The 20,789-nt window shown below is 68.5% G+C and carries 14 protein-coding genes and 1 tRNA gene; 10 read left to right on the top strand and 5 right to left on the bottom strand.

The window, feature by feature from the left end; translation table 11 throughout:
* The first annotated feature begins 89 nt into the window (after window positions 1-89).
* The 3 genes from FSW06_RS07455 to FSW06_RS07445 all read left to right on the top strand — a co-directional run bounded on the left by FSW06_RS07455 (window position 90) and on the right by FSW06_RS07445 (window position 1,986).
* A tRNA-Thr gene (locus tag FSW06_RS07455) sits at window positions 90-165 on the top strand.
* Between the two features lie 377 nt (window positions 166-542).
* Window positions 543-1,346, top strand: a complete 804-nt coding sequence (locus tag FSW06_RS07450) for a metal-dependent hydrolase (protein ID WP_146881322.1) — start codon at window positions 543-545, stop codon at window positions 1,344-1,346.
* Between the two features lie 64 nt (window positions 1,347-1,410).
* A complete protein-coding gene (locus FSW06_RS07445; RefSeq protein ID WP_010120984.1) occupies window positions 1,411-1,986 on the top strand; it encodes a TIGR03086 family metal-binding protein in 576 nt (191 codons plus the stop codon).
* Between the two features lie 39 nt (window positions 1,987-2,025).
* Here FSW06_RS07445 and FSW06_RS07440 read toward each other — a convergent pair whose 3' ends face one another.
* Both FSW06_RS07440 and FSW06_RS07435 read right to left on the bottom strand, forming a co-directional pair.
* Entirely contained in the window at window positions 2,026-2,433 is a 408-nt protein-coding gene (locus FSW06_RS07440; RefSeq protein ID WP_010120983.1) for a YccF domain-containing protein, read from the bottom strand.
* An 11-nt stretch (window positions 2,434-2,444) separates the two neighbouring features.
* Entirely contained in the window at window positions 2,445-4,619 is a 2,175-nt protein-coding gene (locus tag FSW06_RS07435) for an acyl-CoA dehydrogenase family protein (RefSeq protein ID WP_010120982.1), read from the bottom strand.
* Window positions 4,620-4,698: 79 nt separating this feature from the next.
* On the opposite strand from FSW06_RS07435, the gene FSW06_RS07430 reads away from it, so the two are divergent.
* Window positions 4,699-6,012 carry an MFS transporter gene (locus FSW06_RS07430; RefSeq protein ID WP_010120979.1) on the top strand — a complete coding sequence of 438 codons (1,314 nt, stop codon included), beginning with the start codon at window positions 4,699-4,701 and terminating at the stop codon, window positions 6,010-6,012.
* Here the strand turns inward: FSW06_RS07430 and FSW06_RS14500 are convergent.
* A complete protein-coding gene (locus FSW06_RS14500; RefSeq protein WP_158005220.1) occupies window positions 5,930-7,069 on the bottom strand; it encodes a hypothetical protein in 1,140 nt (379 codons plus the stop codon). The genes FSW06_RS07430 and FSW06_RS14500 overlap by 83 nt on opposite strands.
* 161 nt (window positions 7,070-7,230) lie before the next feature.
* Window positions 7,231-8,541: an alpha/beta hydrolase gene (locus tag FSW06_RS07420; protein ID WP_010120975.1), complete on the bottom strand. Its 1,311-nt coding sequence runs from the start codon at window positions 8,539-8,541 to the stop codon at window positions 7,231-7,233.
* Window positions 8,542-8,906: 365 nt separating this feature from the next.
* Here FSW06_RS07420 and lpdA point away from each other — a divergent pair, with 365 nt between their 5' ends.
* A complete protein-coding gene (lpdA, locus tag FSW06_RS07415) occupies window positions 8,907-10,331 on the top strand; it encodes a dihydrolipoyl dehydrogenase (protein ID WP_010120973.1) in 1,425 nt (474 codons plus the stop codon).
* 82 nt (window positions 10,332-10,413) lie between these two features.
* On the top strand, window positions 10,414-11,634 hold the full coding sequence (locus FSW06_RS07410; protein WP_238525968.1) for a hypothetical protein: 1,221 nt from the start codon (window positions 10,414-10,416) through the stop codon (window positions 11,632-11,634).
* Between the two features lie 428 nt (window positions 11,635-12,062).
* Here FSW06_RS07410 and aceA read toward each other — a convergent pair whose 3' ends face one another.
* Window positions 12,063-13,355 (bottom strand): isocitrate lyase, encoded by a 1,293-nt coding sequence (gene aceA, locus FSW06_RS07405; RefSeq protein WP_010120969.1) that lies wholly within the window; start codon window positions 13,353-13,355, stop codon window positions 12,063-12,065.
* 443 nt (window positions 13,356-13,798) lie between these two features.
* Here aceA and FSW06_RS07400 point away from each other — a divergent pair, with 443 nt between their 5' ends.
* From FSW06_RS07400 to FSW06_RS07385, 4 genes are all read left to right on the top strand, one after another.
* A complete protein-coding gene (locus FSW06_RS07400) occupies window positions 13,799-16,003 on the top strand; it encodes a malate synthase G (protein WP_010120966.1) in 2,205 nt (734 codons plus the stop codon).
* Window positions 16,004-16,203: 200 nt separating this feature from the next.
* Window positions 16,204-16,980 (top strand): HAD family hydrolase, encoded by a 777-nt coding sequence (locus FSW06_RS07395; RefSeq protein WP_010120964.1) that lies wholly within the window; start codon window positions 16,204-16,206, stop codon window positions 16,978-16,980.
* A gap of 125 nt (window positions 16,981-17,105) precedes the next feature.
* Window positions 17,106-19,850, top strand: coding sequence for a glycoside hydrolase family 65 protein (locus FSW06_RS07390; protein WP_029449668.1), 2,745 nt, complete (start codon window positions 17,106-17,108; stop codon window positions 19,848-19,850).
* Window positions 19,851-20,025: 175 nt separating this feature from the next.
* Complete coding sequence (locus FSW06_RS07385) at window positions 20,026-20,766, top strand: succinate dehydrogenase cytochrome b subunit (RefSeq protein WP_029449665.1); 741 nt, start codon at window positions 20,026-20,028, stop codon at window positions 20,764-20,766.
* Window positions 20,767-20,789: the final 23 nt, after the last annotated feature.

The following is a 20,789-nucleotide window of genomic DNA, read 5'->3' as shown; positions in this document are numbered from 1 at the left end:
TCGCCGGGGTGGGCGTGACAGGCCCGGAACCCCCGCCCGGCGACGCGTTTTGTGGCGCGGCGGGACGGTCGGCTACGATATGCCATCGTGCCGCCTTAGCTCAGTCGGTAGAGCGTCTCACTCGTAATGAGAAGGTCATCGGTTCGATTCCGATAGGCGGCTCCACCCGGAACCCCCGGGGAGACCATGGTCACCATGGTGTCCCCGGGGGCTCCGTCATGTCCGGGCCGGCGGACAGGGGGGCTGGCAGGCCAACTGTTCTGCTGGCAGGCCAAAACGTCGTTCACCACCGTCTTCGGCGTGGTTTTGGCCTGCCACGAGGACGGGTGGCCTGCCACGAGGACAGGTGCGCTGCCATGCAGTCAGTTCCGCTGCCACCTGGACAGGTCCGCTGCCGCCCGCGCTGATGCCCGGAGACACGGTGAGCACAGGTACCTGGCGTCGGCACCCACAGAAGTGAACTACAATCACGTAAGACACATAGGTCACTTCTGTCACGCGCGTGGTGACGGGTGCGGTACAGCGCAGCACAGTAAGCCACAGTGACACCGGCACAGACTCAGGAGGCGACAGCACACATGGTCATGGGGCCCACCCACGCGATGTCCGGTGCCGCCGCCGGTGCCGCCGTCGCCGTGGTGACCGCACAGCTCACCGGCGCCCCGGCAACGGTCGCCGCCACCGGAGTCCTTGCCGGAGTGACGGCCGGGGCCGCGGTCCTGCCCGACCTCGACCACCCCTCCGGCACCGCGGCCCGCACCCTGGGACCGCTGACCTGGCTGCTGTCGGTCCAGGTGAACCGGGCCGCGGCGATGGTCGCCGAGCTGACCGGGGCGCGCGGCAGGGCGTCCGGCCACCGGACCACCACCCACACACTGCTGTTCGCGTGCCTGGCGGCGGCGGTGACGTGGTTCGCGGTCGACCGGTGGAGTCACGGGGTGACGGTCGGGATCTTCGCCGCCCTGGTCCTCCTCGCCCTGCACTCGCTGGCCCGGCCCTGGGCGCGCGCCTGGGGTGCCGTCGGGTCGGTCGTCGTCGCGGTGGTGCTGACGGTGCTGGTCTCGCAGAGTCTGCCGGACATGCTCACCGCACCGGTGATGGCGACCGCGGTGGGTGCGGGGTGCCTGGTGCACTGCGTGGGGGACGCGGTGACGAAGTCCGGTGTCCCGCTGTTCGCCCCGTTCGCTCCGGTCCACGGCGACCGGTGGGGGCGCCTGCACCTGCTGCCGGGCCCGCTGCAGATCCGTGCCTCGGGCCCGGGCGATTCGGCCGTGATGGGACTGTGCACCCTGCTGCTCGCCGTGGTGGTGGCGCAGGGCTGGCGGTCGGGACTGATCGTCGTGTGAGCGCCGGGGTGGCCCCGCGTACCATCGTCGGGGAGAAGTATTCACCATGAACGGGAGGTCCACCATGGCGTTGCCGCAGGGCACGGCCGACAGGTTCCGCGCGGTCGCGGAGGGATTCACGGCACAGGTCGCCGGCATCACCGGTGACGGCTGGGACGCGCAGACCCCGTGCACGGAGTGGCGGGCCCGCGACCTCGTCGGTCACATCATCAGCTGGGCGACCCCGGCGCTCGAGGACGTCGGCGTGACGGTGGAACTCAGCGGGGACAAGAACTCGGATCCGGCGGGGGCGTGGCGGGAGTTCACCGCCGTCGCCCAGGCGGCGGTCGACGATCCGGCGACGGCGGACGCCCCGGTGACCCGTGGTCCGATCCCCGGCCAGTCGCTGGCCCGGAACGTCGCCGGTTTCCTCATCCCCGACATCTTCATGCACACCTGGGATCTCGCCCGGTCGCAGGGCCGCGACGTGGAGCTCGACCCGGACTTCGCGGAGAAGAACCTCGCCGGCTTCATCGCCCTGGGCGACAAGCTGCGCGTCGGCGGCTCCTTCGGCGCCCCGGTCGAGGCTCCGGCGGACGCCACCTCGACCGTGCGGCTGATGGCCTACATCGGCCGGGATCCGCGGTTCGGGCTGGACTGAGGGGGCCGGCGGGCGCCGGCCGGCACCGACCGGCACCGGTCAGTACTGCACCGGTACCGGCGCGTGCGCCAGGTCGCGGGACTTCACGACCCGCTTGCCGAAGGGGAAGCACGTCACCGGGATGAGTTTGAGGTTCGCCCAGGCCAGCGGCAGGCCGATGACGGTGACCGCCAGTGCCAGCGCCGTGGCGATATGCCCGATCGCCAGCCACAGTCCGGCGACGAGGAACCAGATCACGTTGCCGATGCCGGACGCCACACCCGCGCCCGGGGCGTCGACGACCTGGCGCCCGAAGGGCCAGAGGACGTAGCCGGCGATGCGGAACGAGGCGATCCCGAACGGGATCGTCACGATGAGCACGCAGGCGATGAGTCCGGCGAGGACATAGGCGCAGAACAGCCAGAAGCCGGACAGCACCAGCCAGATGATGTTGAGCAGCAGCCGCACGGTGACCGCCCCTACATCCCCGCCGCGGGGTCCGTGTCACACCGGAAGGTCAGTGCGGTCGGATCGCTGACGTCGGCGAGCAGCGGGATGTCGAGGACGGATTCCGGCACGGCGAAGGCGTCCACGAGCGTTTCGGCCCAGGGGCCGAGCGAATCGACGAGGTCGTTGAGCGCGGCCCGGGCGGCCTTGGTGCGCGCCCCGTTGAGGATGTTCTGTTCCTGGTACCAGCCGCTGTTGTCGTTGATGAGGCTGAGCAGGTAGACGTCGCGGATCTGCTCCATGATCTGCTTGGCCTGCCCGTCGGGCAGCCCGGCCTCGGCTTCGAGGAGGGCCTCCAGCACGATCCGGTCGACGTGTGCCCAGGCGCAGCTGAGCATGTGGTCCTGGGTGCTGTCGACGAGGGCGGCGGCATCGGCGGTGTCCATCTTCTGGGCGGGCCGGATGCGGCGGATGAGGCTCATGAGCAGCCGGTTCTCCCGCTCGGTGAGCAGTTCGACCTGGTAGGCGGGGTCGAACAGGGAGGTGGTCTCCCGGTCGGTGACCGAGTCGACGAGGGACTGGATGATCTTCTCCGCGGCGGTGCGGCGCTTGAGCAGCGTCCCGAAACTGTCGAGGCCGAAGCGGACGACCTCCAGCGGGCCGAGGTTGCCCATCTCCCGGGAGAAGCCGGTGAGCAGTTCCTTGGCGGCGAGCTGCATCATGACGACATTGTCGCCCTCGAAGGTGGTGAAGACGTCCGAGTCGCCCTTGAAGGTGGTGAGCAGGTTCTCGGCCATGTAGCCGGCGCCGCCGCAGGCCTCCCGGCACTCCTGGATGGTGCGGGTGGCGTGCGCGGTGCCGGCGGCCTTCAGCGCGGCGGCGTGTGCCTCGAGTTCGCGCTGGTTGGCGGACTGTTCCTTCGTCATGGCCGTGCGGTCGGGCACGGTGGTCTCCAGCTCGGCGAGCCGGGAGATCAGCTTGTTGGACGCCAGCTGCATGGCATAGGACTTCGCGATGAGCGGGATGAGGCGCAGCCGGTGCTTGCGGTGCTCGATGAGGCGCGATTCCGGCATCGAGTCGTCCGGGGCGAACTGGCGGCGCTTCGTGGCGTACTTCGTGGCGATGGTCAGCGAGGTACGGGCGGCGGAGCCGGCGGAGGCGCCGACGGTGATCCGGCCGCGGATCAGGGCGCCGAGCATGGTGAAGAACCGGGCGCCGTCGGACTCGATGGGGGAGGAGTACGCCCCGTCCTCCGAGACGTCGGCGAAGCGGTTGAGCAGGTTCTCCCGCGGGACGCGGACGTGGTCGAAGCGCAGCGTGCCGTTGTCCACGCCCTTCAGCCCGCCCTTGTAGCCGTGGTCGCCGATTCCCACCCCGGGCAGGGCGTTCCCGTCGGCGTCGCGCAGCGGGACGACGAGACAGTGCACGCCGTGGGAATCTCCCCAGGATTCCGGCACCGACGTGGCGTCCGCTCCGGCGGCCTGCTCCTCGTAGTCCCCGGCCGGGGTGTAGAGCTGGCAGAAGACCGCGGCCATCGTCGCGTGCTTGGCGGCATTGCCGATGTACCACTTCTCCGCCATGGGGGTGGGGGTGTGGATGACGAACTCGTGGGTCGCCCGGTCGTAGACGGCGGTGGTCTCCAGGGCCTGGACGTCGGAGCCGTGGCCGCGCTCGGTCATCCCGAAGGACCCGGGGACGCGCAGCTCCATGATGTCCCTGATCAGCGGCACGTGGCGGTCGGTGCCGAGGTTCTCCACAGCACCGCCCCACAGGCCCCACTGGACGCCGGCCTTGACCATGAGCGACAGGTCCGCACCGCCGACGGTCTCGATGGCGGAGAGGGTGGCGCCGATGTCGCCGGTGCCGCCGTGGTCGGTGCGGAAGGCGCCGCGCGGGGCACCGGTGGCCAGCAGGTCGAACAGCTGGGACAGGGTGCGTTCGCGGGCCTCGTCGAGGGGGAGCGTGTCATCGGGCCGCAGGTCCCGGTCGGTGATGAGGTCGCGGGCGGCGGCGCGGGAGGCGGCGTAGGGGCCGTCGAGGGCGGCCTGCAGCTCGGCGGCGATGGCGGCACGTTGGGCGGCGTCCGCCTTCATGCGGAGTTTCGCCGGGCCGTCCGTGGTGCGGCGGGGCAGCCCGGCCGGGACGGAGGCGGCGGCAGCGGAGGCGGCGGCGCCGGTGGCGGCGTCTTCCTGTGTGGAGTTGGACATACTCCACAGGATACGGAAAAGCCCCGCAAAGCGGCCCCTGCCAGGTCACGGATTTGACGGCGGGCCTAAGATGTGTGGCATGACCACAGGGCAGCCGAACGAACCGATCCCCTCTCTATACCCGGAACCCGTCCCCGCGACGGGTTCCGGTCGCCGTTCCCGGGACGCCCGGGCCTGGCTCTTCGTCGCCTTCGCCGTGTTCAGCGTCGCCTGGGGCGGCAACGAGGCCACCCCGATGCTCGTGTTCTACCGCGGCGAGAGCGTCTTCAGTGACGTCTTCGTCGACTCGCTGCTCGTCTCCTACGCGGTCGGTATCGTCGCCGGCCTGCTGATCTGCGGGCCCCTGTCGGACCGCTACGGCCGCAAACCCGTCGTCCTGCCCGCCCCGCTGATCGCCCTGCTCGGCAGCATCCTCATCGCCAGCGGTGAGACCACCGAGTGGCTCATCTTCGTCGGCCGCATCCTCGCCGGCGTGGGCGTGGGCATCGCCATGTCCGCCGGCGGCTCGTGGATCAAGGAGCTGTCCACCCCCGACTTCGACCCGAAGGCCGGCCCGGCCTCCGGCGCACAGCGTGCCGCGATGTCCAACACCGCCGGTTTCGGCCTCGGCGCCGGTGTCGCCGGCATCCTCGCCCAGTGGGGCCCGGCGCCCGGCCAGCTGCCGTACATCGTCCACATCGTCATCTCGCTGATCGCCGTCGTCGGCCTCCTCACCGTCCCGGAGACCCGCCAGTCCGCCCACCTCAAGGTCAAGGGCTCGTTCTGGGCCGACCTGTTCACCCCGTCCGCCCACCACCCGCGGTTCCTCACCATCGTCACCCCGATCGCCCCCTGGGTCTTCGGCGCTGCCGGCGTGTCCTACGCCATCATGCCGCGGCTGGTCCAGGACCAGGTCTCCTCGCCGATCGCCTTCTCCGCCCTGCTCACCGTCGTCTGCCTCGGCTTCGGCTTCGGCATCCAGCAGTTCGGTCCGAAGATCAACTCCGAGCACAACGCCCGCGGCCCGCTGGTGGGCATGGTCCTCGTCATCATCGGCATGGTCATCGCCACGTTCTCCGCACACCACATCGCGGTGTGGAACACTATCGTCGTCGCGGTCGTGCTCGGTCTGGGCTACGGCGTGTGCATGGTCTCCGGCCTGACCGAGGTGCAGCGCATCGCCGGCCCGGACGACCTCGGCGGACTCACCGCGATCTTCTACACCCTGACCTACATCGGCTTCTTCTTCCCGATGATCCTGACCAAGCTGTCCTCGACCTTCACCTACCCGTCGATGCTCGGCTTCGGTGTGGTCATGGCGGTGCTCGCGGTCATCGTGGTCGCCGTGTTCTCCCGGCGGAACATTCCGGGGGAGCGTCGGGCAGCGGCTCCGGCACAGGACGCCGCCGCGTAACCGGCAGCAGATGGACCGCCACCCCGGCGAGCGGGGCGGCACCGAGTGCGAGGACGGCCCGGGGGGCGGGGTCCGTCCCGAGGGTCAGCAGCGCCGCGGCGACGACGGTGGCGGTGACCCAGCCCGCCAGATAGCGGGCGTGGTGTCCGGCGCCGAGGACGTGGGCGCCGGTGAGCATGAGCAGGGCGACGGCGCCGGACGCCGCACCGAGGCCGGCGAGGGTCCCGGGCCCGGCGACGAGTTCCGGGGGGAAGAACCAGCGCAGCACCGGCTGACCCAGCCACCACAGTCCGTATGCCACCACGACCGTCCCGGCGGCGAGGGCGGCCACCGGCCGGAGCAGGGCGCGCGGCCCCCGGGACCCGGAGCGGACGATGAGGGCGGGGAGGAACCGCTGCAGCGGGACGAGCAGCGGGGCCCGGGTCACGGTCACCGCGGTGATCACACCGGCCAGGGCCCCGGGGGCCGTACCGGCCGGTGCGGTCACGGTGAACAGCACCGGAAATCCGGTGATGAGCAGTGCGGATGCCCCGGAGGCCGCCATCGCCGCCCCGGTGCGGCGCAGGAACACCGGCGTCGGGGCGTCCGCCCGCCGTGCCAGGTCGCCGCGGGCACCGGGCAGCAGCAGGACGCCGCCCCAGGTCACCGCTCCGACGACCGTCACCAGCAGGAACGCCGTCAGATCCAGGCCCGCCGCCCAGGCGAGGAGTGCGAGGACGACACGCACCGCACTGTCGACGGCGATGAGGGCGGCGTAGCGGGGCCACTGCCGGGTGGCGCTGAGCAGTCCGCACACCGCGGCCTGTACCGCGTAGCTCGCCAGGCCCGCGGCGAGCAGCACCGCGGCGACCGGACCTGACCCGGGGACCAGCCGGTCGGCCCACCAGGGGGAGCTGAGCAGGGTGAGGGCGGCGGCCGCCAGCCCGGTCCACGCGGCGACCACCGCTGGTCGTGCAGGACGCGGTGGGTGGGCGGCGGAGTGTGCCGAGTGTGCCGGCTGGGCCGACTGTGCCGCGGCGACCGACCGGGTCGTCTCGTGCAGCAGCCCGTCGAGCACCCCGGTGAGCGCGAAGAACAGCCCCCAGTAGACGGTGAAACGCTGGTAGTCCGCCGGAGTCAGGGCGTGCCCGGCGACGACGATGACCGCATAGCCCGAGACCGCGACGACACAGGTCGCCGCGGTCAGGATGCGGGTGGTACGGATCAGTCCGGTCGGGGTCAGCCGAGCGGCGGAACGGCGGAGCCGACGCCCTGGTGGTCCGCCCGGTACTCGGTGGCGTACTCGTCGGAGAGCTGCTGCGCACCCTCGCCGAGGCCGAGACCGGCGGCGATGGTCGGCCAGGAGTTGATCATGTCGTCCTGCCAGTAGCCCCACTGGTGGGTCCCGGTCGGGTGGAAGTCGAAGACCAGGTTGTTGTTCGCCTGGTTGATCCCCGCCTGATCGGCCTTCGCCTTGAAGGCGTGGGTGCAGTTGTTCGTCGCGGCCTCGATCACGCCACCCTCGACCGCCGGGGTGACGGAGCCGAGGGCGTTGCCGCGCAGGATGTCACCGCTGGGCACGTCGTGCTCACCCATCAGGCCGGTGCCGCTGCTGACGTAGATGTTGTGCTGGTCGCGCAGTTTGTCGACGTTGAGCTGGGCGTCGTTGCGGTGCGCGATGTCACCGTCGCGGTCACCCCACATCTGCTCGTAGGAGACCTGGCCGCCCTTGGCGCCGAAGACGGCGTCCACACTGTTGGCCGGACCACCGCTGGTGGCGGGGCAGCCGGAGAAGGACCCGATCGCGTCGTAGAGGCCCGGGTGCTGCTCGGCGTAGACCAGGGTGGTGGAGGCGGACATCGACATGCCGACGATGGCGCGCTTTTCGTTCGTGGTCTTCAGGTGGTTCTTCTCCATGACCCCGGGCAGCTCGCTGGTCAGGAAGGTCTCCCACTTCTGGACGCCACCCTTCTCGTTGCCGTCCTTGTCGAACACGCTGGGCTGCTGCCAGTCGGTGTAGTAGGAGAAGGCGCCGGCCATCGGGATGACGACGTTCACGTTCTGGACCTTGTTGGCGTAGAAGTCGATCGCGCTGGACTGCTCCAGCCAGTTCGCCCGGCCCGATCCGCCGTCCGCGCCGTTGAGCAGGTAGAGCGTCGGGGCGTTCGCGGCGTCCTCCTTCGCGCGGATGGTGACGATCGGGATGTCCCGGCCCATCGACGGGGAGTGGACCTGCAGCTCCTCCATCCGCGTGTACCGGTCGCCGGCCTTGCTGACCTGGCCGTTGTCGTCGGTCTTGTCCTCCTGCAGGTAGACCCACTTGCGCCAGCCCGCCTCCTTCGCCGGGACGTAGCCGGCTTTCTCGGCCTCGGCCTGGGTGGGGAAGGCCTCGGGGACGGTCGCGGCAGCCGGGGCGTCCTCGGCGGCGGCGGTGCCGGCGGTCCCGACCGCGGTGGCGACGGACAGCGGAAGCGCCGCAGCCAGGGCGGCGGCGGCGATGCGGCGGGAGCGGAACATCCCGGTGGTGGCGTGGCGGCGGGTCGAGCTCATCGGATCCTCACGGTAGAAACGTCTGGGGTGCCGGCGGGGGCGTCGGTGCCGTGCTCCGGGTACCTCCGGACAGCACAGTCAATGAGGTCACAGTAACATGTGCGGCGAAACATCTCTTCCTGAGACGACCCCGCAGACCGAAAGGCCACCCCTGTGAACCTCGCCCCGCTCGACCAGCTCATCGTCACCGTCAACACGTTCCTCGGCGACGCCGCCAACGGCTTCCTCGACGGGGCCTACGCACTCTGGGCCCGGTTCTTCTGAGCGTCCCTCTGACAGGCGTTCTGTTTCCCTGGGCGCTCCTGCATCACGTCCGCCGCACCCGGTGAGGTGCGCCACGCCGGAAACGACGTATCATAGCTTCCGTGGCTGAACATTATGACGTAGTAGTAATCGGCGCGGGCCCCGGCGGGTACGTCGCCGCCATCCGAGCGGCACAGCTGGGTCTGAAGACCGCTGTGATCGAGAAGCAGTACTGGGGCGGGGTGTGCCTCAACGTGGGCTGCATCCCGTCGAAGGCGCTCATCCGTAACGCCGAGATCTCGCACATCCTCACCAAGGAAGCCAAGACCTTCGGCATCACCGGTGACAACATCTCCATGGACTACGGGGTGGCGCACAAGCGCTCCCGCAAGGTCTCGGCGGGCATCGTCAAGGGTGTCCACTTCCTCATGAAGAAGAACAAGATCACCGAGATCAACGGTCTGGGCACCTTCACCGACGACCACACCGTCGAGGTGACCGAGGGTGACGACGCCGGCAAGACGGTGACCTTCGACAACGCGATCATCGCCACCGGCTCGGTCGTCAAGTCCCTGCCCGGTGTGACCATCGGCGGCAACATCGTCTCCTACGAGGAGCAGATCCTCGACCCGGACGCCCCGAAGTCCATGGTCATCATCGGCGCCGGCGCGATCGGCATGGAGTTCGCCTACGTGCTCTCCAACTTCGGCGTGGACATCACCATCGTCGAGTTCATGGACCGCGTCCTGCCCAACGAGGACAAGGACGTCTCCAAGGAGATCGCCAAGCAGTACAAGAAGCTCGGCGTGACCCTCAAGACCGGGCACAAGACCACCGCCGTCCGCGACCTCGGCGGCGACAAGGGTGTCGAGGTGGACATCGAGTCCGCCGACGGCTCGAAGTCCGAGACGATCAAGGCCGACCGGGTCATGGTCTCCATCGGCTTCGCCCCCCGCGTCGAGGGCTTCGGCCTGGAGAAGACCGGCGTGAAGCTCACCGAACGCGGCGCCATCGACATCGACGAGCGGATGCGCACCAACGTGCCGCACATCTACTCCATCGGTGACGTCACCGCGAAGCTCCAGCTCGCCCACGTCGCCGAGGCACAGGGTGTCGTCGCCGCCGAGACGATCGCCGGTGCCGAGACCCAGGAACTCGGCGACTACATGAACATGCCGCGCGCCACCTTCTGCAACCCGCAGGTCGCGTCCTTCGGCTACACCGAGGACGCCGCCCGCAAGCGCGCCGAGGAGGCCGGCCGCGACATCAAGGTCGCGACCTTCCCCTACTCCGCCAACGGCAAGGCCCAGGGCCTGGGCGAGGCCGTCGGTTTCGTCAAGGTCATCGCGGACGCCGAGTACGGCGAGCTCATCGGCGCCCACCTGGTCGGCCCGGACGTCTCCGAACTGCTGCCGGAACTGACCCTGGCGCAGCGCTACGACCTCACCGCCGAGGAGATCGGACGCAACGTCCACACCCACCCGACCCTCTCCGAGGCCATCAAGGAGGCCGTCGAGGGGATCGAAGGGCACATGATCAACCTGTAGGTTGTGAGCTCCCCGCAGCAACCGGGTCCCGGCACCGTCACGGTGCCGGGACCCTCCTGTTGTGTCGGGTATCATGCTGGCCATGTCCGAGCCAGCACACACGGGTGGATACGAACCCGGGGACGAGCCTGACACCGGGACCGGTCCGGATCCCGAGGCCGACACCGACGCTTTCATGGCGTCCCGCCACGTCACCGTCATCGGGGTCATGGTGGACCCCGGCCTGCCCGAGAAACGGGTCATCCGCGTCCTCGGCACCCTCGGGATCCGACCCGACGATTCCGACATCACCGACGACGAGCTCCGCGCCAGCGGCCACCCGCGCGTCCAGGTGCGTACCTCGACACTGCCCATGCGGCTCGACGGCAGTGTCCGGCTGTCCGACAGTGCCCCCGGGATCCTCACCGCGCAGGGCTGGGACCGGATGATCTACGTCACGGATCTGCCGCTCACCACGCGGCGTCCCGTCATCAGCCAGACCGTCCACCACGGCACGGTGACCATGCTGTGCCTGCCGGCCTTCGGGGTGCTGCGCGCCGAGGAAGGCCTGCGCCAGGAGATCAGCCGGCTGCTGCGCGGCAAGCCGGCGGGGGCCGGGGTGCGGGAGAGCGTCCACGCCGGTGCCGACATCGAAGGTGGTGACGCCGACGCCGACGTCACCCGCGTCATCGACGGCCGGGGCCGTGGCCTGCGGCTGCTGCTCGGCATGATCTCCGGCAACCGGCCCGAACAGCTGTACCGGGTGCTCACCGGATGTCTGGCGATCGCGGTGGCCACCGGCGCCTACGGCATCTTCTACGGGTCGATGTGGCAGATGTCCCACACAATCTCGGTCCTGCGGATGGCCGGTATCAGCGTCTTCGCCGTCGGTGCCCTGTCGTTCTGGCTGATCTACCACAACGGACTGTGGAACCGGTGGCCCGACCGCGACAATGACAGTGTCGCGCAGTGGCGTGCCCGGATGGACAACCGTGCGACGCTGGGGACGGTGCTCATCGCCGCGGTGATGATCTACACGACGGTGTTCGTGGCGTTGCTCGTCGTGTCGGTCGTCATCGTGGACACCAACTTCTTCCGGCAGCAGGTCGGCGACGAGGCGTTCCCGTGGGGCTACGGCAAGCTGGCGTGGCTGACCGCGTCTCTCGGGACGCTGGCGGGGGCGATCGGGTCGAGCTTCGACCGGGACGACGCGATCCGTGAGGCGACGTACAACCGGCGTGAGCACCAGCGGCGCCAGATCACCGGGCTCTACGAGGACAAGCCGCCGTCACGGTTCCGCAGGCAGCGTCGGCGGCCGCGCTAGGGGAGGGGCTTCGGGGGAAGGGGATACAGCGCCGGCGTGCTGTGGTGTGGGAGGGCGGTGGCGCCGACGTGCTGTGGTGTGAGAGGGCGGTGGCGCCGACGTGGCAGCGCATCTGTCCGACTGGCAGGCGAAAACGACGTTCACCTGGGGTGTCGCCGTACTTTTGGCCTGCCAGCCGAACGGTTGGCCTGCCGGATGGACAAGTGGCCTGCCAGCCGATCAGGTGGCCTGCCGGGCGGACGGTTGGCCTGCCGGGCGGACGGTTGGTCTGCCGGGCAGATGACAGGGGCGCGCGGGGGGCGCGACATCGCAAAACACCGCCTGTCCTGCGTGTTGTCGCAGGACAGGCGGTGTTCCTGTGCGTTGTCACCGTTGTGCAGTGACCGTCGCCCCGGTCAGAGGCGGTTCAGTTGTCCCGGTGGGGAGAACTAGAACTGCTTCTCCTCGGTGGAGCCCTTCAGGGCGGTGGTGGAGGAGTTCGGGTCCACGGTGGTGGCAATCCGGTCGAAGTAGCCGGCGCCGACCTCGCGCTGGTGCTTGACGGCGGTGAAGCCACGCTCCTCGGCGGCCTTGAACTCGCGGTTCTGCAGGTCGACGAAGGCGCTCATCTGGTTGCGGGCGTAGCCGTAGGCCAGATCGAACATGGAGTAGTTCAGGGCGTGGAAGCCGGCCAGGGTGATGAACTGGAACTTGAAGCCCATGGCACCCAGCTCGTTCTGGAACTTGGCGATCTCGTCGTCGTCCAGGTGGGCGGACCACTTGAAGGACGGGGAGCAGTTGTAGGCCAGCAGCTGGTCCGGGTGCTCGGAGCGGACGCCCTCGGCGAACTTCTTGGCGAGCTCCAGGTCCGGGGTACCGGTCTCCATCCAGATCAGGTCGGCGTACGGAGCGAAGGACTTCGCACGCGCGATGCAGGGCTCGAGGCCGTTCTTGGTGTAGTAGTAGCCCTCGGCGGAACGCTCACCGGTGAGGAACTCGTGGTCGCGCTCGTCGACGTCGGAGGTGATCAGGGTGGCGGCCTCGGCGTCGGTACGGGCGACGACGACGGTCGGGGTGTTTGCCACGTCCGCGGCGAGGCGGGCGGAGTTCAGGGTGCGGATGTGCTGCTGGGTCGGGATGAGCACCTTGCCACCGAGGTGGCCGCACTTCTTCTCGGAGGCCAGCTGGTCCTCCCAGTGGGTACCGGCGGCGCCGGCGTTGATCATGGCCTTCTGCAGCTCGTAGACGTTGAGGGCGCCACCGAAGCCGGCCTCACCGTCGGCGACGATCGGGACGAGCCAGTTGTCGACGGAGTCGTCGCCCTCGACGCGGGAGATCTCGTCGGCGCGGGAGAGGGCGTTGTTGATGCGCTGGACCACGTTCGGCACGGAGTTGGCCGGGTAGAGCGACTGGTCCGGGTAGGTCTGGCCGGCGAGGTTCGCGTCGCCGGCGACCTGCCAACCGGAGAGGTAGACGGCCTTCAGGCCGGCACGGACCTGCTGGACGGCCTGGTTACCGGTGAGGGCACCGAGGGCGTTGATGTAGCCGTCGCCCTCCTGGTTGACGGCGTCCCACAGGATCTCGGAACCGCGGCGGGCGAGGGTGTGCTCCTCGACGACGGTGCCCTGGAGCTCCGCGACCTGCTCAGCGGTGTAGTCGCGCTTGACGTTCGTCCAGCGGGGGTTCTCGTCCCAGTCCTTCTGGATTTCGGCGGCGGTACGTGCCTGTCCGACGTTCGACATGTAAAGACTCACTCCCTTGAAGTGGTGAGAGATTGGCGGTAACAACGCGGGCCGCGGACGGTGGGACGGATCACACCGTCCGCAGCAGCAGGTACGAGGATACCGATGGGAAAGGCCACGTCAAAGGTGGTTGGTGATCCGGGCCACCGCGGGGGTGATTTGTCGCCCAGCAAACGGGACGATCGTACGGTATTCCACATTGTGAATTTTTGTGTCCCAACAGGTGGCACATGCGTTCGCTGGGTGGTGTGACGTGCGATGTTCCCGACGGTTTCCCATACCATACTGTGATCAACCCGGCCCGGCGGACTGTCCGGAACGGGGTGGAACGCGGGGGTGGCGGCCGGAGGCGGAAGCCACGCTTTGCTGTCCCGGTGACCTGACTCACCTACGCTGGGAGCCGTATTGCGCCACAGTCGAGTACGTGAAACGAAGGAGTTTCCATGACACAGCAGACGGAACGCGTCACCGCCGGAGGCCTCCAGGTCGCGAAGACCCTGTTCGACTTCGTCAACGGTGAGGTTCTGCCTCGCACCGGGGTGGACCAGGAGAAGTTCTGGAACGGTTTCGGACACATCGTCGCCGAGTACACCCCGCGCAACCGCGAGCTGCTCGCCAAGCGTGACCACCTGCAGGCCAAGCTCGACCAGTGGTACGCCGACCACCCGGGCAAGCAGGACGCGGAGCCGTACACCGCGTTCCTCAAGGAGATCGGCTACCTCGTCGAGCAGCCGGCGGACTTCGAGATCCGGACGCAGAACGTGGACGCCGAGTTCGCCACGACCGCCGGCCCGCAGCTGGTCGTCCCGATCCTCAACGCCCGCTTCGCCATCAACGCCGCCAACGCGCGCTGGGGTTCCCTCTACGACGCGCTCTACGGCACCGACGCCATCTCCGAGGAGAACGGCCAGGAGAAGGGCAAGGGCTACAACAAGGTCCGCGGCGACAAGGTCATCGAGTGGGGCCGCAACTTCCTCGACGAAGCCGTCCCGCTGGAGTCCGGCTCCCACGCCGACGTCGAGAAGTACGACATCTCCGGTGACCGCTTCACCGCCGTCATCGACGGTGCCGAGGTCCACCTGCAGCAGCCCGAGGTCTACATCGGCTACGCCGGCGACAAGACCGCGCCGACCGGCATCCTGCTGAAGCACAACGGCCTGCACATCGAGATCCAGATCGACCCGGAGTCCCCGATCGGCAAGACCGACAAGGCCGGCGTCAAGGACATCGTCATCGAGGCCGCGGTCACCGCGATCATGGACTTCGAGGATTCGATCGCCGCCGTCGACGCGACCGACAAGGTCCTCGGCTACCACAACTGGCTGCACCTCAACGAGGGTGACCTGGCCGAGGAGATCACGAAGAACGGCCGCACCTTCACCCGCCAGCAGAACGACGACCGCTACTTCACCGGCCGCGACGGCGGCGAGATCCGGCTGCACGGCCGGTCCTCCATGCTGTGCCGCAACGTCGGCCACCTCATGCAGAACCCCGCGATCCTCGATGCCGAGGGCGAGGAGATCTTCGAGGGCATCATGGACGCCGTCCTGACTGCCGCCTGCGGTATCCCCGGCATGGACGTCGACAACCCGCGCCGGAACTCCCGCGAGGGCTCGATCTACATCGTCAAGCCGAAGCAGCACGGTCCGGAGGAGTCCGCCTTCACCAACGACCTGTTCGCCTCCGTCGAGGATCTCCTCGGCCTGCCGCGCTTCACCCTGAAGATCGGTCTGATGGACGAGGAGCGCCGCACCTCCGTCAACCTCGACGCCTGCATCGAGGCGATCGCCGACCGCGTGGCCTTCATCAACACCGGCTTCATGGACCGCACCGGCGACGAGATCCACACCTCGCTGCTGGCCGGCCCGATGTACCGCAAGCCGAAGCTCAAGGCGTCCCTGTTCATGGACTCCTACGAGAACAACAACGTCGACGCGGGTCTGGCCCACGGCCTGTCCGGCAAGGCGCAGATCGGTAAGGGCATGTGGGCCAAGACCGACCTGATGGCCGAGATGCTGGAGCAGAAGATCGGCCAGCCGCAGCAGGGTGCCTCCACCGCGTGGGTCCCCTCGCCGACCGGTGCGACGCTGCACGCCACCCACTACCACCTGGTGGACGTCTTCGCCGTCCAGGAGAAGCTCATGACGGACGGACGCCGTGACTCGCTCCCGGGCATCCTGACCGTGCCTGTGGCGGCCGCGAAGGTCGGCGAGGACGAGGCGGTCTGGACCCCCGAGGAGATCCAGGAGGAGCTTGACGACAACTGCCAGTCGATCCTGGGCTACGTGGTCCGCTGGGTCGAGCAGGGTGTCGGCTGCTCCAAGGTGCCGGACATCCACGACATCGACCTCATGGAGGACCGCGCGACCTGCCGCATCAACTCGCAGCTGCTCGCCAACTGGCTGAAGCACGGTGTGGTCACCGAGGACCAGGTCATCGAGGCGCTGCAGCGGATGGCCCAGGTCGTCGACCGTCAGAACGCCGGTGACGAGGCCTACCGCGACATGGCGCCGGACTACGACAACTCCGTGGCCTGGAAGGCTGCCCGCGATCTCATCCTGCTGGGCACCTCGCAGCCCTCCGGCTACACCGAGCCGATCCTGCACGCCCGTCGTCTGGAGTTCAAGGAGCTCCACGGCATCGCGTAGCACCGTGTGACGCGCCGGACGTGAACGTCCGGGATTGTCCGGGAAGGTCCGGGAAGGTCCGGGGAGTGGTCATCGTGACCGCTCCCCGGACCTTTCTGCGTCACTGCGCAGCTGTACACCGCGCGGGCGTCCGCCGGGCCACCTAGGATGGGGACGTCACCACACCGGTGCCACACCGATGCCGCGAGGAGGCTGATGCGATGAGTGACACCACCGATCTGACGGGATACGACCTGACCGCCTACGACGCGGTGCTGTTCGACCTGGACGGTGTGATCACCCCGACCGCGGATCTGCACCGGGCGGCCTGGTCCGCGATGTTCACCGACTTCTTCGCCGGCTGGACCGCGCGGACGGGCGAGGACGTCGCCCCCTACACCGGGCAGGACTATTTCGACCACCTCGACGGCCGCAACCGCTTCGAGGGCGTCCGCAGCCTGCTGGAGTCCCGCGGCATCGGGCTTCCGGAGGACCGGGCGGCCGCCGGCCGGGCCGGGGCGGACGATCCGGCGGACGACACGGTCACCGGACTGGGCCTGCGGAAGAACGCGGAGTTCCTCCGGCTGCTCGACCGGGGCATCGACCCCTACCCCGGGACGGTGGCGCTGCTCGATGCGCTGGAGCCGACTCCGGTGCAGGTCGCCGTGGTCAGCTCGTCGCGCAATGCCCGTCGGGTCCTCACCGCCGCGGGGCTGCTCGACCGGTTCGGTCTCGTCGTGGACGGCGGGACCGCCGCCGAGCACGGCCTGCCGGGCAAGCCGCGGCCGGACACGTACGCCTACGCGGCGGCGGTGCTGGGCGTCCCGCGGGACCGGGCGGTCGTCGTCGAGGACGCCACCTCGGGCGTCGCGGCGGGTCGGGCGGGCAGCTTCGGCCTGGTGGTCGGGGTCGACCGCGGCGCGGGGCGGCAGGCACTGCTGGACGCCGGCGCCGATGTCGTCGTCGCCGATCCCGGCGATTTCGTCGGGACGTTCTAGGGTGGGCGCGCACGACCCCGGAACAGGGAACAGCACGGGAACAGCACGGGAACTGCCGGGACTTTCAGGACTGTCAGAACCGTCAGAACTGTCAGAACACAGCAACCATGGGAAAGGTCACATTCATGAGCGGTGACGGCAACGCCGACGACAATGCCCGGCTCGAGGAGTTCCTCGCACAGCGTCGGCGGGTGGCGTCGGTGATCAACCGGCCCATCGACAGCGACCTGCTCGATGACCTCGGTGGTCCCGGTGGGCTCGGCGGGCCCGGCGGGCCCGGTGCTGATGCGGCCGGGGAGGACCTGTTCTTCCCTCCCGGCTACCGGACCGACATGCATCACAGCGGGGTGGACCCGGCGGACCTGCTCGACCGGGAGAACAATCCGGTCGACGAGTGGGGCTGGCACGAGCGGATCCCGGAGCGGACGCCGCTGGGCGTCTCCGAGAGCCTGTTCGCCCTGAGCAACGGCTATCTGGGGATGCGCGGCAACCCGGCCGAGGGGCGGGACTCCGCCGAACACGGGACCTTCATCAACGGTGTGCACGAGACGTGGGACATCGAGCACGCCGAGAACGCCTACGGGCTCGCCCGCGAGGGTCAGGCCATCGTGCAGGTGCCGGACGCCAAGGCGATGCGGCTGTACATCGACGATGAGCCACTGCGTCTCGGCGCGGTGGAGGTCGAGGACTACGGGCGGGGCATCGACTTTCGCGAGGGGGTGGAGCGCCGCAGTTTCATCTGGCGTACCTCCGCAGGCAAGCGGGTGCGGGTCATCACCGACCGGATGGTCTCGTTCCAGGAACGCCATCTGGCGATCATGAGTCTGGAGGTCGAACTGCTCGACGCGGACGCCGCCGTGGTCGTCTCCTCCCAGATCCTCAACCGGCAGGACGGGGAGGACGAGTTCTCGACGATCCTCGGCCACCACGCGACGTCGACGGAATCCGGTCCCGACGGGGCCACAGGTGCAGCCGGGGCAGCGGGCACAGCTGGCATAGCCGGCACAGCCGGCACAGCCGGCACAGCGTCCGGTGCGGCGTCCGCCGGTTTCGACCCGCGGAAGAACGAGCAGTTCAGCGGCCGGGTCTTCGAACCGACCTACCAGGCGCACCCGGAGGACCAGCGGGTCACCCTCGGCTACCGCATCGCCAATTCGGGGATGACCGTGGCGGTGAGCATGGACCATGTCCTCGATCTGGGCGGTGAGCCCGGGGACACCCGCGCCGAGGGTGTGGAGATGCACACCGAACTGCGCGAGGACGTCGCCCGGGTGGTCTACCACCTCAACGGGCGGCGGGGGATGCGGCTACGGCTGGAGAAGTTCGTCTCCTACCATTCCTCCCGGCACGTCAACGCCGAGGAACTGGCGTTCCGCTGTGCCCGGACGATCAACCGGGCCAAGGCGGTCGGCTACCACACGCTGCAGTCGAACCAGGCGGACTGGCTGGGCCGGTTCTGGCGGCGCTCGGATGTCCGGGTGCCGGGCCATCCGGCGCTGCAGCAGGCGATCCGGTGGAACCTGTTCCAGCTGGTGCAGGCGTCCGCGCGGGCGGAGACCCAGGGGGTGCCGGCGAAGGGGCTGACCGGCTCCGGCTACGGCGGGCACTATTTCTGGGACACGGAGATCTACGTCAACCCGTTCCTCACCTACACGAGTCCGCAGTTCGCCCGGAACGCCCTGCGGTTCCGCTACCAGATGCTGCCCGCGGCGGCGGAGCGGGCCCGGGAGCTCTCGCACGACGGCGTCCTGTTCCCGTGGCGGACGATCAACGGTCACGAGTCCAGCGCCTACTACGCCGCGGGGACCGCGCAGTACCACATCGACGCGGACATCTCCTATGCCCTGATGAAGTACGTCTACGCGACCGGGGACACGGACTTCCTGCTCCGGGAGGGGATCCACATCCTGGTCGGCACGGCGCGGTTCTTCATGTCGCTGGGCTTCTTCAGTGCGTCCGGCGACCGGTTCGAGATCCATTCGGTCACGGGCCCGGACGAGTACACGACCGTGGTGAACAACAACCTGTACACCAATGTCATGGCCCAGTTCACGCTGCGGGCGGCCTCCGAGGTGCTGCGGCAGATGGCGACGGACCGGCCGGACGCCTTCGGCGATCTCGTGGCCCGGGCGGCACTGTCACAGGATGAGGTGGCGTTGTGGGCCCATGCCGCGGAGGTGATGTACATCCCGTTCAATGAGCGGATGCAGGTCAATCCGCAGGACGACCAGTTCATGAACCGGCAGCTGTGGAACCTCGACGACCCGGAGACCGGGCCCAAGCGTCCGCTGCTCCTCTACTACCACCCGCTGACGATCTACCGGTACCAGATCCTCAAGCAGGCGGATGTCGTCCTCGCGCTGTTCCTGCGCGGGTCGATCTTCCCCGAGGAGGTCAAGCGGCGCGACTACCTCTACTACGACCGGTTGACGACGGGGGATTCGTCGTTGTCGGCGGTGGTGCAGTCCATCATGGCCGCGGAACTGGGCGACGGCGACAAGGCGATGGACTTCTTCCGTCGCGGTCTGCTCCTGGACCTCACCGATCTGCACGGCAACACGACCGACGGGGTGCATATCGCGTCCTGCGGCGGGGTGTGGAGTTCGCTGGTGTACGGTTTCGGCGGTTTCCGGGACGACGGTGGCCGGTTCAGTATCGACCCGCGCCTCCCGGACGGGTGGGAGAAGCTGCAGTTCCATCTGAGTCTGCTGGGCTATGTCGTGGCCGTGACGGTGACTGACGGGGAGGTGACCCTGCAGATCATCGACGGCGGGGAGGGGCTCGTCGGCCCGCTGCGGGTGTGCGGTCAGGAGATCGAGGTCGGTACCACTCCGGTGACGGTCACCGGGCAGACAGTGATGTCAAGATAACTGTCAGGGACGCCGCGCCGGGGGTCGCGGCGCCCTAAAAAGTTAGCCTTACCTCGTGTTATGGGGGATCGGCCGTGGTCGCCCGGGGGTAAACGTGATGTTTTTCACTCGAGGGGGGTCCGGTTAGTGTCAGCCACTATCCCAGTCGTATGGTGGCAAGGACACTGGAGGTGCCATGACTGTTAAATACGATGATCCCGTTGCACTGGCGCACGGGAAAGTGAACATCAAACCCCTGAGGGAGAAGCCGGGATTCCCCTCCTGGGCGATGAAGCTGACGATGGCCGTGACCGGCCTCATCTTCGCCCTTTTTGTCCTGTTCCACATGATCGGCAACCTGAAGATTTACATGGGTGCCGACCACTTCAACGATTACGCGGACTTCCTGCGCCGCATGGGTGAGCCGCTGGTGCCCCGCGAGGGCATCCTGTGGGCCCTGCGTGTGATCCTGATCATCGCGCTCGTGCTCCACGTGTGGTGCGCCTTCGCGCTGAAGGGCCGCAGCCACCAGTCCCGCGGCCGCTTCAAGCGGACCGGCAAGGTGAAGAGCTTCAACGTGTTCACCGCCAGCTCCATGCTGGGCACCGGTGCCGTGCTGCTGCTGTTCATCATCTTCCACATCCTCGACCTGACCATCGGCAAGGGCGTCGCCAGCAGCTCCTTCGAGCACAACCAGGCGTACAACAACCTCGTCTCGTCGTTCGACCGCCCGTGGGTCGCGATCATCTACATCCTGTGCATGCTCGTGCTGTTCCTGCACCTGAGCCACGGTATCTGGCTCGCGTCCTCGGACCTGGGCATCACCGGGCACCGCTGGCGTCAGGTGATCCTGTGGATCTCCTACATCGTGCCGGCGATCATCATGATCGGGAACATCTCCATTCCGGTGGCCGTCCTCTGCGGACTCGGTAGCTAGCGGATCTGGACAAGGAGAAGAGA

Source organism: Corynebacterium nuruki S6-4 (assembly GCF_007970465.1).
Taxonomy (GTDB): domain Bacteria; phylum Actinomycetota; class Actinomycetes; order Mycobacteriales; family Mycobacteriaceae; genus Corynebacterium; species Corynebacterium nuruki.
The sequence above is the reverse complement of the archived record's forward strand: the minus strand, read 5'-3'. Positions and strand labels throughout refer to the sequence as shown.

Coding starts and splice junctions, on each gene's coding strand:
- FSW06_RS07400 (WP_010120966.1), top strand. CDS start 13,799: ATGACACAGCAGACGGAACGCGTCACCGCCGGAGGCCTCCAGGTCGCG.
- FSW06_RS07420 (WP_010120975.1), bottom strand. CDS start 8,541: ATGAGCTCGACCCGCCGCCACGCCACCACCGGGATGTTCCGCTCCCGC.
- FSW06_RS07410 (WP_238525968.1), top strand. CDS start 10,414: ATGTCCGAGCCAGCACACACGGGTGGATACGAACCCGGGGACGAGCCT.
- FSW06_RS07395 (WP_010120964.1), top strand. CDS start 16,204: ATGAGTGACACCACCGATCTGACGGGATACGACCTGACCGCCTACGAC.
- FSW06_RS07435 (WP_010120982.1), bottom strand. CDS start 4,619: ATGTCCAACTCCACACAGGAAGACGCCGCCACCGGCGCCGCCGCCTCC.
- FSW06_RS07430 (WP_010120979.1), top strand. CDS start 4,699: ATGACCACAGGGCAGCCGAACGAACCGATCCCCTCTCTATACCCGGAA.
- aceA (WP_010120969.1), bottom strand. CDS start 13,355: ATGTCGAACGTCGGACAGGCACGTACCGCCGCCGAAATCCAGAAGGAC.
- FSW06_RS07445 (WP_010120984.1), top strand. CDS start 1,411: ATGGCGTTGCCGCAGGGCACGGCCGACAGGTTCCGCGCGGTCGCGGAG.
- FSW06_RS07385 (WP_029449665.1), top strand. CDS start 20,026: ATGACTGTTAAATACGATGATCCCGTTGCACTGGCGCACGGGAAAGTG.
- FSW06_RS07390 (WP_029449668.1), top strand. CDS start 17,106: ATGAGCGGTGACGGCAACGCCGACGACAATGCCCGGCTCGAGGAGTTC.